The organism is Phenylobacterium sp. SCN 70-31 (genome assembly GCF_001724605.1).
Taxonomy (GTDB): Bacteria; Pseudomonadota; Alphaproteobacteria; order Caulobacterales; family Caulobacteraceae; genus Phenylobacterium.
In genome coordinates, this window is record NZ_MEEX01000014.1 from 1 (window position 1) to 13,809 (window position 13,809).

Annotated in this window: 10 protein-coding genes; 3 read left to right on the plus strand and 7 right to left on the minus strand. The window is 70.1% G+C overall.

Annotated features, from left to right (window positions below):
• Positions 1–260: 260 nt before the first annotated feature.
• The gene (locus tag ABS78_RS12200) at positions 261–2,204 is read left to right on the plus strand and encodes a PQQ-binding-like beta-propeller repeat protein (protein WP_293379226.1); all 1,944 of its coding nucleotides are present in this window, start codon (positions 261–263) and stop codon (positions 2,202–2,204) included.
• Positions 2,205–2,219: 15 nt separating this feature from the next.
• Here ABS78_RS12200 and dnaJ read toward each other — a convergent pair whose 3' ends face one another.
• From dnaJ to ABS78_RS12215, 3 genes are all read right to left on the minus strand, one after another.
• Entirely contained in the window at positions 2,220–3,380 is a 1,161-nt protein-coding gene (dnaJ, locus tag ABS78_RS12205) for a molecular chaperone DnaJ (RefSeq protein ID WP_293379228.1), read from the minus strand.
• A gap of 262 nt (positions 3,381–3,642) precedes the next feature.
• The gene (gene dnaK / locus ABS78_RS12210) at positions 3,643–5,547 is read right to left on the minus strand and encodes a molecular chaperone DnaK (protein ID WP_293379231.1); all 1,905 of its coding nucleotides are present in this window, start codon (positions 5,545–5,547) and stop codon (positions 3,643–3,645) included.
• A 205-nt stretch (positions 5,548–5,752) separates the two neighbouring features.
• Positions 5,753–6,229, minus strand: a complete 477-nt coding sequence (locus ABS78_RS12215) for a hypothetical protein (protein ID WP_293379234.1) — start codon at positions 6,227–6,229, stop codon at positions 5,753–5,755.
• Positions 6,230–6,320: 91 nt separating this feature from the next.
• On the opposite strand from ABS78_RS12215, the gene ABS78_RS12220 reads away from it, so the two are divergent.
• Complete coding sequence (locus ABS78_RS12220) at positions 6,321–7,190, plus strand: dienelactone hydrolase family protein (RefSeq protein WP_293379237.1); 870 nt, start codon at positions 6,321–6,323, stop codon at positions 7,188–7,190.
• A 36-nt stretch (positions 7,191–7,226) separates the two neighbouring features.
• Here the strand turns inward: ABS78_RS12220 and ligD are convergent, their stop codons facing one another.
• Genes ligD through otsB form a run of 3 tightly spaced genes read right to left on the minus strand, consistent with a single transcriptional unit; the run spans position 7,227 to position 10,304 of the window.
• On the minus strand, positions 7,227–8,189 hold the full coding sequence (ligD, locus tag ABS78_RS12225) for a non-homologous end-joining DNA ligase (RefSeq protein WP_293379240.1): 963 nt from the start codon (positions 8,187–8,189) through the stop codon (positions 7,227–7,229).
• Positions 8,155–9,558 carry an alpha,alpha-trehalose-phosphate synthase (UDP-forming) gene (gene otsA, locus ABS78_RS12230; protein WP_293379243.1) on the minus strand — a complete coding sequence of 468 codons (1,404 nt, stop codon included), beginning with the start codon at positions 9,556–9,558 and terminating at the stop codon, positions 8,155–8,157. Before otsA ends, ligD begins: the two co-directional genes overlap by 35 nt.
• Positions 9,555–10,304, minus strand: a complete 750-nt coding sequence (otsB, locus tag ABS78_RS12235; RefSeq protein ID WP_293379246.1) for a trehalose-phosphatase — start codon at positions 10,302–10,304, stop codon at positions 9,555–9,557. The genes otsA and otsB overlap by 4 nt, the downstream gene beginning before the upstream one ends.
• A gap of 121 nt (positions 10,305–10,425) precedes the next feature.
• Between otsB and zwf the strand changes: the two genes are divergently transcribed.
• A complete protein-coding gene (gene zwf, locus ABS78_RS12240) occupies positions 10,426–11,880 on the plus strand; it encodes a glucose-6-phosphate dehydrogenase (protein WP_293379249.1) in 1,455 nt (484 codons plus the stop codon).
• 4 nt (positions 11,881–11,884) lie between these two features.
• Here the strand turns inward: zwf and ABS78_RS12245 are convergent, their stop codons facing one another.
• Positions 11,885–13,789, minus strand: a complete 1,905-nt coding sequence (locus ABS78_RS12245) for a glycoside hydrolase family 15 protein (protein ID WP_293379252.1) — start codon at positions 13,787–13,789, stop codon at positions 11,885–11,887.
• Positions 13,790–13,809: the final 20 nt, after the last annotated feature.

Genomic DNA, 13,809 nt, shown 5'->3' on the forward strand with positions numbered 1-13,809 from the left:
CTTGGCTTTACTCAGCTATTTCGACCCTCACCCAAATCGCACTTGACTTAGCGTTGCCTTCGGAGGGCAACGCTCTATCCAGCTGAGCTACGGGTGCGTCTCTCGCGGAGCGGTGTCTCTAGCGGAAAGGGCGCGCGGCCGCAAACGCTGGCTCGCTCGCCGGCCAGGATTTCAGCGAGGCAATCGCGCTGGAGGTTTTCACGGCTAGGTTCCGCGCCTGGAACATGGTCGAAAGACCGGTATGGCGTCTGGGGGGAAGCATGGGCGGCTGGAAGCAGACCCGGAAGCCGATTCCGGGATGGGTCGGGCTGATCGCGGCGGTCGGGCTCGCCGCGGCGAGCGTCGGTTCGTCCCTGGCCTGGGCGCAGGCCCAGGCGCATGTGGAGGACGAGCCGCCCGGAAAGCTCGTCTACGAACAGTTCTGCGCCGCCTGCCACGACAATGTCCCCGCGGGCGACCGCGCCGCGCCCGTGGCGGCGCTCAGGAAGATGAGCGCCCAGACGCTGACGACCGTATTGACCACCGGCGTGATGAAGCCCATCGGCGACAGCCTGGACCCTCGCCAGCTCCGTGACGTGGTGGCGTATCTGGCGGCGCCGGAAGATGCTGCGGGCACGGCCTGGATCGACGACGCACGCTGTGCGCCCGACCGGCGTGAGGTCGACCTGAGGCCGACGCCGGCCCAGATCGGTTTCGGTGTCGATCACGAGAACTCCCGGCGGATGAGCGCGGCCCAGGCCGGGCTGAAGACGGCCGACATGGCGAAGCTGGAGGTGGCGTGGAGCTTCGCCCTGCCGCGCACCTCGGGCCTGCGCGGGTCGGGAGTGGTGGTCGGGTCCACGCTGTTCTATCCCGCCGGACAGGCCGGCTATGTGCTGGCGCTCGACACCCGCACGGGCTGCGTGAAGTGGGCGACGCCCACGCCGTCCCAGGTGCGCAACAGCCTGGCCTATGGCCGCCTGGGCCAGGACGGCCCGCTGGGCCTCGTCGCCGCTGACGGCCAGGGCCGCCTGATCGCGTTCGACGCGAAGACGGGCGACATCCTGTGGCGGGTCGACCCCCGCCACGACAGGACGGCGCCGCTGTCGGGCTCGGCGCTGATCCACGACGGCAAGGTGATCGTGCCGATCTCGGGCAGCGACGTGGGCGCGGCCATAAGGCCGAGCTACGAATGCTGCAAAGGCCACGGCGCCGTCGCGGCCGTGGATGCGAAGGACGGCCGGGTGCTGTGGACCTGGCACACCATGCCGGACGCCCGCCCGCTGGGCGTGAAGAATTCCCAGGGCGTCGAGATGTACGGGCCCTCGGGCGCGCCGGTGTGGTCCTCGCCCGCGATCGACGTGCGGAAGGGGCTGGTCTTCGCGTCGACGGGCGAGAACACCTCGCCCCCCGCCACGAAGACCAGCGACGCCATCGCCGCCATGGATCTGGCGACCGGTCGGGAGACGTGGGTCTTCCAGGCGCTGGAGAACGATGTCTGGAACTTGTCGTGCCCCGTGGGGTCGCCCACGGGCGACCGCGGACCCGGTCCCAACTGCTTCTTCGCCGGCGAGGGCAGCGTCCTGCTGGACCACGACTTCGGTGCGGGGCCGGTGATCTTCCGCCGCCCTCGCGGCAAGGACGTGATCCTGGGCGGCCAGAAGTCGGGCGACGTCTGGGCGCTGGACGCGGAGACGGGCAGGGTGCTGTGGCGACAGCGGTTCGGAGAGGGTACGCCGCTGGGCGGGATCCACTGGGGCATCGCCCACGACGGCAAGCGGGTGTTCGCGCCGATCAGCGATCCCAACGTGCCCAGGGAGCGTTCGGCCGCGGGCATGCACGCCGTCGACATCGCGACCGGCAAGGTGGCGTGGCAGTGGTTCGCCGCGCCCGACTGCGAAGGCCCGCGCGCCAAGGTCGTCACCTGCAAGACCCGGCACGGGCTCTCGGCCGCGCCCCTGGTGATCGACGGGGCGCTGCTGGCGGGATCGCTGGACGGGCGGCTGTGGGTCTTCGACGCCGCGACGGGCAAGGTGCTGAACATGGTCGACACGGCGACCGCCGACTACCGGCCGGTGAACGGCCTCCCGGGCGCCGGCGGCTCGATCGATGCGGCCGGCCTCTTCGCGGGCGACGGCATGGTGTTCGTCAACTCGGGCTACGCCAGTTTCGACCAGGCGGCGGGCAACGTGCTGGTGGCGCTGCGGCCGAAGTCCGGCCGTTGACCGGGAGGGACGGGATCAGGCCTGTCCCGTCACGCTGTCCCAGAAGCGCCTGGCCTTGCCGGTGAAGCCGGCGGCCTTGGGGTGCTGCTGTTCCTCGCAGAGGCCCGCCAGTTCGCGCAGAAGCTCCTTCTGGCGCGCATTGAGCTTCGTGGGCGTCTCGACGAACAGCTCCACGACGAGGTCGCCCCGTTGCGGTCCGCGCAGCGAGGGCATGCCGCGCCCCTTCACCCGCACGGTGCGGCCGGTCTGCGCGCCCTCGGGAATCTGGACGGTGATCTTGCAGTTCCCGTCGCAGTTGTCGCCGCCCAGCAGGCAGGGCGCGTCGATCTCGCCGCCGAGGGCCGCGACGCACATGGGCACGGGCACCGTGCAGAGCAGGTCCAGGCCGTCGCGCTCGAACAGTTCGTGCGGGGCCACCGAGATGAAGATGTAGAGGTCGCCGCGCGGGCCGCCGCGCATCCCCGCATCGCCCTCGCCGGCCAGGCGGATGCGGGCGCCGTCGTCCACGCCGGCCGGGACGCGGACGGCGAGCGTGCGGTTCCGGCGGATCTGGCCCTGGCCCCGGCAGTCGCCACAGGGGTCGAGGACCATCCGGCCCGAGCCGCCGCAGCGGGGGCAGGCGCGCTCGATCGAGAAGAAGCCCTGCGTGGCGCGCACGCGGCCCTGGCCCTGGCAGGTGGTGCAGGTCGTGGGGCTGGTGCCGGGCTTGGCGCCCGAGCCGTCGCAGGTTTCGCAGGTCAGGGTGGCCGGGACGGTGATCTCCACCTCGGCGCCGGCATAGGCCTGCTCGAGGGTGATCTCCAGATCGTAGCGCAGATCCGAGCCGCGGGCCGGGCCGCCCCGCTGTTGGCGACCGCCGCGGCCGCCGAACATGTCGCCGAAGACGTCGCCGAACACCTCGTTGAAGATGTCGTGGACGTCGTGGAACTGGCCATTGCCGCCCATTCCGCCCTGGCCGTTCACGCCGGCGTGGCCGAAGCGGTCGTAGGCCGCGCGCTTCTGGGGATCGGACAGGACCGAATAGGCCTCGTTCACTTCCTTGAAGCGCGAGGCCGCCTCTTCGCAGCCGCCGTTCCGGTCGGGATGGTGTTCCATCGCGGCCTTGCGAAAGGCGCTCTTGAGGGCTCCCGCGTCGCAACCGCGGTCCACGCCCAGGATCTCGTAATAGTCCCGCATGAAATCGTCAGGCGCTCGATAACTGATGGATTTTCAGGTGGGTGGCCCCCCGCCCACCCGCAAGCCTTAGCAAGGCCGGGGGGGCGGGGAAACCGTTCCGGGCGCGCGGGGTGAAATCGACTGGCGGTTTCGCCCGCAATGCGCGCTCCAATTCAACGTCCGGGCGCCGATCGGGCGCCCGGGCCGCGAAGGCGGCGGCGACGACCCCGTGGCCGTTGTGACGCCGGGGCGCCGGTCGGGCCATGGGGCGCATCGTCACGCCCTACTTCTTGTCGTCGCCGTCGACTTCCTCGAACTCGGCGTCCACGACGTCGTCCGAAGCCGAGGGGCCGTCCTCGGGCTGGCCGTCGCCGGCGTCGCCCTGCTGGGCCTTGTACATGGCCTCGCCCAGCTTCATCGAAGCCTGGATGAGGGTCTGCGTCTTGGCCGAGATCGCCTCGGCGTCACCGCCCTCCAGCGAGCCCTTCAGGTCGTCCAGCGCGGTCTGGATGGCCGAACGGTCGGCTTCCGAGACCTTGTCGCCGTGCTCGCTGAGCGCCTTCTCGGTCGAGTGGACGACCGCGTCGGCCTGGTTCTTGGCTTCGACCGCCGCCTTGCGCTTTTCGTCGTCGGCCTTGTGCGACTCGGCGTCCTTGACCATCGCGTCGATGTCCGCGTCCGAGAGGCCGCCGTTGGCCTGGATGCGGATCGACTGCTCCTTGTTGGTCGCCTTGTCGCGGGCCGTGACGTGCACGATGCCGTTGGCGTCGATGTCGAACGTCACCTCGACCTGCGGCACGCCGCGCGGCGCCGGCGGGATGCCGACCAGGTCGAACTGGCCCAGCATCTTGTTGTCGGCCGCCATCGGGCGTTCGCCCTGGAAGACCCGGATCGTCACCGCCGACTGGTTGTCGTCGGCGGTCGAGAACACCTGGCTCCGCTTGGTCGGAATGGTGGTGTTGCGCTCGATCAGCGGGGTGAACACGCCGCCCAGGGTCTCGATGCCCAGGGTCAGAGGCGTCACGTCCAGCAGCAGCACGTCCTTGACGTCGCCGGCCAGAACGCCCGCCTGCACGGCGGCGCCCAGGGCCACGACCTCATCGGGGTTCACGCCCTTGTGCGGCTCGCGGCCGAAGAAGGCCTTCACCGTATCGACGACCTTGGGCATGCGGGTCATGCCGCCGACCAGGATCACCTCGTCGATGTCGGACTTCTTCAGGCCCGCGTCCTTCAGCGCCTGCTCGCAGGGGCCGATGGTCCGGGTGATCAGGTCCTCGACCAGGGCTTCCAGCTTGGCGCGCGACAGCTTGATGTTCAGGTGCAGCGGACCCGAGGCGTTCATGCTGATGAAGGGCAGGTTCACCTCGTACTGGGTGACGCTGGACAGTTCCTTCTTCGCCTTCTCGGCCTCTTCCTTGAGGCGCTGGAGGGCCAGCTTGTCCTTGCGCAGGTCGACGCCCTGCTCCTTCTTGAACTCGTCGGCCAGGTAGTCGACGAGCCGCAGGTCGAAGTCCTCGCCGCCCAGGAAGGTGTCGCCGTTGGTCGACTTCACCTCGAAGACGCCGTCGCCGATCTCCAGGATCGACACGTCGAACGTGCCGCCGCCCAGGTCGTAGACCGCGATCTTCTTGCCGTCGTTCTTCTCCAGCCCATAGGCCAGGGCCGCCGCCGTCGGCTCGTTGATGATGCGCAGGACTTCCAGGCCGGCGATCTTGCCGGCGTCCTTGGTGGCCTGGCGCTGGGCGTCGTTGAAGTAGGCCGGGACGGTGATGACCGCCTTCTCGACCTTCTCGCCGAGGTGCTGCTCGGCGGCTTCCTTCATCTTCTGCAGGATGAACGCCGAGACCTGCTGAGGCGAATAGTCCTTGTCGTGCGCCTTCACCCAGGCGTCGCCGGTCGGACCCTTCACGATCTCATAGGGCACCATGCCCTTGTCCTTCGCGACCACGGGATCGTCGAAGCCGCGGCCGATCAGGCGCTTGATCGCGAACAGGGTGTTGGCGGGGTTGGTCACCGCCTGGCGCCGGGCGGGCTGGCCCACGAGGCGCTCGCCGTCGTCCAGGAAAGCCACGACCGAAGGGGTGGTCCGAGCGCCTTCGGCGTTCTCGATCACTTTCGGGTTCTTGCCGTCCATGATGGCCACGCACGAATTCGTGGTGCCGAGGTCGATGCCGATGATCTTGCTCATTAGTGGGTCTTGCTCGCTCCTTGTTGGCGGACGCCGCGGGTGGGCCTTCTAGAGAAGCGCCCGAGGAAAAGCGACGCCCCCGGTTCGATTAAGTTCCTCGTCCGGCCCCGGCGCCCGAGTGGGCGAGGACCGTCTTCGAGAGCCGATATGGGAAGGTTTGGCGCCCCTGCAAGAGCGAAAGCCCTTCGTACTGTAAGGATATACGCTACGTCCGCCGCCACGCCGTGCTGGCCTCGGCGTAGCGGGCCGCGGGGTGCGGCGTCTCGCCGCCCCTCGACGCCAGGAAGGCGTGCTCCACGATCATGGCCTGCTGCTCGATGTTCAGGGCGGCGAAGGGCGGTCCGTCCAGGTCGTAGGCGTAGGCCCGGGGCCCGTCGCCCGCGCGCAGCTTGGCCAGGATCAGCGAGATTCCGTTCTGCGCCTGCCACACGTGGGTCAGCTCGTGGACGAAGACGGCCTGGCGTCGCAGCGGCGTCTCGGGCGCCGCGAAGTCGGCCGGGCAGGTCGCCGCGGGCCAGACGATCAGCGCCGGGCCGGCCACGAACGCTCGATTCCAGGCCGGGACCGCCAGGATGCGCACACGGCGGCCGTCGAGGCCGGGCCCGAACATCTCGGCGCCCAGCGCCCGCTCGCCGGCCGTCAGCGGCCGGATGGAGAAGGGTTTCGCGGAGGTGGCGGCCATCGGCGGTTGACGGCTCCTCGGACAGTCGGGTTCGCTGCGTCCCAGCATCCCGCCAAACGCCGCGCATGGAAACGCCCGAAAGGAAACCCTCATGGTCACCCTCACCCGTCCCGACGGCACGCGCCCGGAAGACCTGAACCTCTCGCGCCGCGGGCTGACGCTCGCGATCACCGGCGGCTATGCGCTGGCGGCCTGGTCGGCGCAGGCGGCGCCCATCAGGACCGATGACGCGGGCCTCTGGACCGGCATGGTCGGGATCAAGGCCCCCGACCGCGAGATCCCGGCCTTCGTCGCCCGGCCCTCGAAGGCCGGGAAGCATCCCTGCGTGGTCCTGGTCTCGGAGATCTTCGGCCTGCATGAGTATATCCGAGACACCGCGCGACGCCTGGCCAAGGCGGGCTATGTCGTCGTCGCGCCCGACTTCTTCGTTCGCGCCGGCGACCCGTCGACGATGACGGACTTCCCGGCGATCCTGAAGATCGTGGCCACCGCGACCGACGCCCAGGTGGCGGGCGACGTCGGCGCGGCGCTGGCCTGGCTGAAGGCCCAGCCGTTCGCCGACGCGAAGCGTGTGGCGATCACCGGCTACTGCTGGGGCGGCGCCGTGACCTGGGAAGCGGTGGCCCGGTTCCCGGAATTCAAGGCCGGCGTCGCCTGGTACGGCCGCCTCACCAGCGGCATGGCCGCCGATCCGGATAACAAGAATCCCCTCGATCTCGCCGGCGAGCTGAAGGCGCCCGTACTGGGTCTCTACGCCGAGAAGGACAGCGGCATCCCCCTGACAGACGTCGAGAAGATGAAGGCGGCGCTGAAGGCGGCCGGCAAGACCGACAGCGACATCGTCGTCTATCCCGACGCCCAGCACGGCTTCCACGCCGACTACCGACCCTCCTACAAGCAGGACGCCGCCGAGGACGGCTGGGCCAGAATGCTGGCGTTCTTCAAGCGGCACGGGGTGTAAGGCGTCCGCGCGCGCCGGATGGCGGCGGCTCGGGACTCAGCCGCGGTCCAGTTTACGGATCGCGGGCGACAACGGCCGCGCGGCCGCCTCGTAGTCCGCCCAGGCGGTCGTTCGGGCGAGAGCGGCGGGCGCGGTGCGGAGGGTCCAGGTATGCGGGTCCAGCCCCGGCTTCACCTGATCCCAGATCAGGGGGAAGGCGACCGTCGCGCCCGGTCGCGCCCGCGGTGAGAGCGGCGCGACGGCCGTGGCGGTGCGGTCGTTGCGCAGATAGTCCAGGAAGATCCGGCCCTTCCGCTTGGCCTTGGCCATGTTGACCACATACCGGTCGGGGGCGTCGGCGGCGACCGCCTCGCAGACGCGCCGGGCGAAGGCCTTGGCCGCGTTCCAGTCGGGTCCGCCGCGCTTCGGGGCGGCCAGAGGGGTGACGACGTGCAGGCCCTTGCCGCCAGTGGTCTTGCAGAAGGCCACGAGGCCCAGGGCCTCCAGCCTCGCCCTCACCGCCAGCGCCGCCGCCACCACCCGGTCGAAGGGCAGCCCCTCATCGGGGTCCAGGTCGAAGACCAGCCGCCCGGGCGCATCGGGCCGCCCCGGCGCGCCGTTCCAGGGATGCAGTTCGATCGCGCCCATCTGCGCCAGCGCCGCCAGCGCCTCGACCCGGTCCACCTGGAGATACGGCTTGCCGGAAGCGCCTTCGGTGTCGACGCGGGTGACCAGCGGCGACAGGCCCCGCGCGGCGTGCCGCTGGAAGAAGCGCGGCCCCCCGATCCCGCCCGGCGCGCGAACCAGGGAGCAGGGGCGCCCCGCAAGGTGGGGCAGCATCCATGCGCCGACCGTCTCGAAATAGCGGGCCAGATCCAGCTTGCTGATCGGCGCGCCCGCGCCGTCGTCGGGCCAGAGCGGACGATCGGGGTTGGTCAGCCGCACGCCCATCACCCACGCCGGGGCGGGTTCGCGGGGCGGCGGGTCAGACGGCGTGGGCGGGGGCGTGGGCTGGGTCACGGCCCATCAGTTTGCGCACGAACGCGTCGCGCCACCAGCTCACATCCTCGCGCTGGACGGTCTCGAAGAGCGCGGTCCAGCGCCGGACCCGCTCGGCCCGGTCCATCGTGAGCGCGCGCTTCAGCGCGTCGGCGACGTCCTCGGGGCTGTTGGGGTTGACCAGCAGGGCGTCCGGCATCTGTCCCACGGCGCCTGCGAAGCGCGACAGAACCAGCACGCCGGGATCCTCGGGGTCCTGGGCGGCGACGAACTCCTTGGCCACCAGGTTCATGCCGTCGCGCAACGGCGTCACCAGGCCAACCCGCGCCGCCGCGTAGATGCCGGCCAGTTCGTCGCGCCGGTAATTCTTGTTCACGTAGCGGAAGGGCGTCCAGTCGACGTCGGAGTATTCGCCGTTGATGCGGCCGCTCAGGGCGTCCAGACGGCCCCGGATCTCCTGGTAGGCTTCGACGGCCTCGCGGCTGGGCGGGGCGATCTGAAGCATCAGGACCTGGCGGCGCAGGTCGGGGTTGTCGGCCAGGAACTGCTCGAAGCCCAGGAACCGCTCCTCCAGCCCCTTGGAATAGTCCAGCCGGTCGACACCGACGATCAGGCGTCGGAACACCGTGGTCGCGGTCATCAGGTCGCGCATGCGCCGCGCCCGCGCGCTTGTCTTCATCCGGGCGAAGTCGGAGGCGTCGATCCCGATCGGAAACGCGCCCACCTGCAGCGTCCGGCCGAACGCCTTCAGCCAGTCCGGCTCGGGCTGCTCGCCGCCGGCCTCGGTCAGCACATATTCCTCGAACGCCTGCTGGTACTCGGCCGTCTGGAAGCCGGCGAGGTCGTAGTCGAACATCGCCTGCACGAGCTGGCGGTGGTGCGGCAGGTTGATCATCACCTGATGGGCCGGCCAGGGGATGTGCAGGAAGAAGCCGATCCGGTTCTTCACGCCCAGAGCCCGCAGTTCCCGCGCCAGCGGGATCAGGTGATAGTCGTGCACCCACACCACGTCGTCCGGCTGGATCAGCGGGGCGAGCGTTTTCGCAAAGCGCCGGTTCACCCGCGTGTAGCCGTCCCGGTAGGCGCGATCGAAGGCCGCCAGGTCGTTGCGGTAGTGGAACAGCGGCCACAGCGTCTTGTTGGCGAAGCCGTTGTAGTACTCGTCGAGATCGGCCTCCTCGAGATCCACCGTCGCAGCGGTGACGCCGCCGACCGTCTCGATGTTCAGGTCCCCCGTGAAGGTCTCGGTGGTGCGACCGCTCCAACCGAACCAGACGCCGGACGATTCCTTCAGCGCGGCCGCGAGCGCCATGGCCAGGCCGCCGACGCTTTCCTCGCCGTTCCCGGAGGGTGGGTTCACCCGGTTCGAGACGACGATGAGGCGGCTCAACGGGCGGCCTCCAGCCAGGCCAGGACCTCGTCCACGTCGCGCAGTCCGAACGTGGCCGCCGTCGCCCTGGGCGCGCCGACCAGGACGCCGTAGCCGCCCAGGCGGCGAACCTCGGCGAAGCCGTGCTCGTCGGTCACGTCGTCGCCCACGAAGACCGGCGTGGCGCCCGCGAACGCGTCCATCGCCATGAAGGCCCGGACGGCGTCGCCCTTGGTCGGCCCCGGGGTTCGCAGTTCGGCCACCATGTCGCCCTCCTGAATCGTCAGTCCCGTTTCGGCGGCCAGGTCCTTCGCCAGCCGCCTCGCCTCGGCGGCGCAGGCCGGCGCCAGCCGGTAGTGCAGCGCCACGCTGGCGCCCTTTTCCTCCACGATCAGGCCGTCGGCGCCCGCGGCGAAGGCCTGAAGTCGAGCGCGAACGGCCGGAAGCTCGGGATGTGCGGGCGTCTCTAGCACCGCCCGGCCGGCGTCGCGCCGTACAAGGCCGTGAACGGCGGCGGCCCATGCGACTCTGCCCTCCAGGATGGCGTCGATCTCGGGCAGGGTCCGTCCGCTGACCACGGCGAGGCGCCCGCCGAGCCCCGCGTCCAGCCGCTCCAGCAGGCGTGTACGCCGCGGATCGGGGCCGACGTCGGTGGGGCGGTCGGCGAGGGGGGCTATGGTTCCGTCGAGGTCCAGGAAAAGGGCGATGGCGCCCAGGGCCAGGGGCCCAGGCTTCGGCAAGGTGTCGATCAGCATATCCGGCAGCATAGCGGTCTCGTCCGGGATCGCGAAACGCGCGGGGGCGGACAACGATCCCGACCCGGCGTTCCGGGCTTGACCGCGCGGCGCGCGCCATGTCGTCTCCGCGCCGGAAACGGAAGGGCGAACCATGCATCAGGCCGACGCCATCGTGCTGTTCGGGGCTACGGGCGACCTGGCGCGGCGCATGCTGCTGCCTTCGCTCTACTTCCTCGACGCGGACGGCTTCCTGCCCGACGGCTTCCGCATCGTGGCCACGGCCCGCGCCGAGATGACCACCGAGGCCTTCCGGGCGCAGGCGGAGAAGATCCTGGCCGACCGGCCCGAGGGCCTGGACCCGCAGGTCTGGGCGCGGTTTTCGGATCGCCTCGCCTATGTGGGCGCCGACGCCACCACCGCCGAGGGCGCGGCACTTCTGCGGCCCGCGCTGGAGAGCTGCGGCGCGCCCTTCTTCTTCCTGGCCGTCTCGCCCAGCCTGTTCGAGAAGATCTGCGTGGCCCTGGCCGACGCCGGTCTCGCCACCGACCAGACCCGGATCGTGCTGGAGAAGCCGATCGGCCGCGACCTGGAGACCTCGCGCCACATCAACGCCGCGCTGGGCGCGATCTTCGACGAGGACCAGATCTTCCGCATCGACCACTACCTCGGGAAGGAGACGGTCCAGAACCTGATCGCGCTCAGGTTCGCCAACGCCTTCTTCGAGCCGCTGTGGAACAATCTCACCATCGACCACGTCCAGATCACGGTGGCCGAGACCGAGGGCGTGGGCGCGCGATGGCCCTACTACGACGAGTACGGCGCCCTGCGCGACATGCTCCAGAACCACATGCTCCAGCTCCTCTGCCTGGTGGCCATGGAGCCGCCAGCCGACATGGAGCCGGACTCGGTGCGCAACGAGAAGGTGAAGGTGCTGCGCAGCCTGCGCCGCTTCACCCGCGTGGACGCCGGCGACAAGTCGGTCCGCGGCCAGTACACCCCCGGCGTCGTGGCCGGCGCGGCGGCGGACGGTTACGAGTCCGAGCGTGGCCAGAAGAGCGGGACGGAAACCTTCGTCGCGCTGCGCGCCGACATCGACAACTGGCGCTGGGCCGGCGTGCCGTTCTTCCTGCGCACCGGCAAGCGCATGCCCGAGAAGCGCACGTCGGTGTCGATCCAGTTCAAGCCCGTGCCGCACTCGATCTTCGGGCAGGCGTCGATCCACGACATGACGCCGAACCGCCTGGTCATCGACCTCCAACCCGACGAGGACATCAGCCTGACCCTGATGAACAAGGCGCCGGGGCTCAGCTCGGGCGGCATGCGGCTTCAGTCGCTGCCGTTGTCGCTGTCGCTACTCAGCACCTACGAGGGCGCGGGCGGGCGCCGACGGATCGCCTACGAGCGACTGCTTCTGGACGTGATCCAGGGTGACGCCACCCTCTTCGTCCGCCGCGACGAGGTGGAGGAGGCCTGGCGCTGGGTCGACGGGGTCGCCGACGCCTGGGCCGAGGCCCGGCTGGAGCCCAAGCCCTACGCCGCCGGAAGCTGGGGCCCCTCGGGCGCCTTCGCCCTCATCGAGCGGTTCGGCAAGGCGTGGTCGGACTGACCGGTCAGCGGATCGACTGCCAGCTCTTCGACAGCAGGTTCGCGCAGTTGATGATGCCGACCAGGGAATAGGTCTGGGGATAGTTGCCCCAAAGCTCCTCACCGTCGAACGAGATGTCCTCGGGCAGCAGGCCGGCGGCCGTGCGCCGCGTCAGCATCTCCTCGAACAGGTCGCGCGCCTCGTCCGTCCGGCCCGACAGGTGGAGCGCCTCGATCAGCCAGAAGGTGCAGAAGTTGAAGGCGGTCTTGGGCGCGCCGAAGTCGTCCGGGATGGCGTAGCGCAGCATGTAGGGCCCGCGGCGCAGGCCGGCCTCCACCGCGGCCAGGGTGGCCTTCATCCGCGGGCTCTCGGGGTCGGCGAACCGCACGTCGACCATCTGGAGCAGGGACGCGTCGAGCTGGTCTCCCTCGAAGGTGGCGGCATAGCGCCCCAGTTCGGCGTTCCAGGCCCGTTCCTCGATCGTGGCCCGCACCTGGGCGGCGCGGGCGTTCCAGTAGTCGGCGCGCTCGGGCAGCCCGAGCCGGGCCGCCGCATTGCCCAGCCGGTCGCAGGCGGCCCAGCACATGACCGAGGAATAGGTGTGGACCGCCTCGCGCCCGCGGAACTCCCAGAGGCTGGCGTCCGGCTTGTCGTGCAGTTCGAAGGCCCGTTCGCCGATGGGCTCCAGGGCGTGGAAATCGTCGGCCGTGGCCGGGCGCAACAGGCGTTCGTCGAAGAAGGCCTGAACCGTCGAGAGCACGATCTGGCCGTAGACGTCGTGTTGCAGGTGCTCGTGCGCCTGGTTGCCGATCCGCACCGGGCCGATGTCGCGGTAGCCGGGCAGGTGCGGCGCGATCCACTCCGTCAGCATGGCCTCCAGCCCGACACCGTAGACCGGCTGGATATGGTCCGAGGCGCCGTTGGGCTTCCGTGTGGCTTCCAGGCCCGGGATGGAAGCCTGCCGGGCGCGTCGCCCGTCGGCCTTCATCTCGCCCCGCGTGGCCAGGTCGACGAGGTTGCGCAGGTAGACGAGGTAGTTCTCGAGCATGTCGGCCGCGCCCAGCCGGTTCAGCGCCTGGACCACATAATAGGCGTCGCGCAGCCAGCAGTACCGGTAATCCCAGTTTCGGCCCGCCCCGGCCTCGGCGTCGTGCTCGGGGATCGAGGTGGTCAGCGCCGCCACGATGGCGCCTGTCTCTTCGTGGGCGCACAGCTTGAGGGTGATCGCCGCGCGGATCACCGCCGCCTGCCATTCCAGCGGCACGCTCAGGGTTCGCACCCATTCCCGCCAGTAGTGCGTGGTTTCGCGCAGCATCCGGTCGACGGTGGCCGACACCTCGGCGTCCAGGCCCTCGTCCGGCCCCAGGAAGAAGCCCAGGGTGTCTTCCAGCCGGAACGGCCGCTCGTCCAGGATGTGTCCCACCGGGGCGTCGGTGGTGAGGCGCAGGTTGGTGCGGGAACCCAGGTATCGGATGTGGTTAGAGCCCGCGGTCTGCTCGCACAGGCGCTCGCCGTAGTTGCGCATGGGGCGCAGGCGGATGCGGATGCGCGGCGAGCCGTCCAGCGGCCGTACGCGACGCACGAAGGCCAGCGGCCGGTATTGCCGGCCGCGTTGGCGGAAGCGGGGGCAGAAGTCCAGAATCTCCACCCCGGCGCCGTCGGCGTTGCGGATCTCGGTGCGCAGGATGGGCGTGTTGCGCAGGTATTCCTGGCGGGTCTCGACGGCGCCCTCGACCTCGATGGACCAGACCCCCAGCGCGCCCTCGCCCTCGGCGTCACGTCCGCCGAGCAGGCCGCAGAAGAAAGGATCGCCGTCCACCCGCGGCGTACAGGCCCAGACAAATCGCCCCATGGGGTCGATGAGGGCGCTGGCGGCGCAGTTGCCGATCGGGAACAGGTCTAGGGTCTGAGGCAAGGCCCAGGTCTCCATCCGGTCATGCGTTCTGGCGG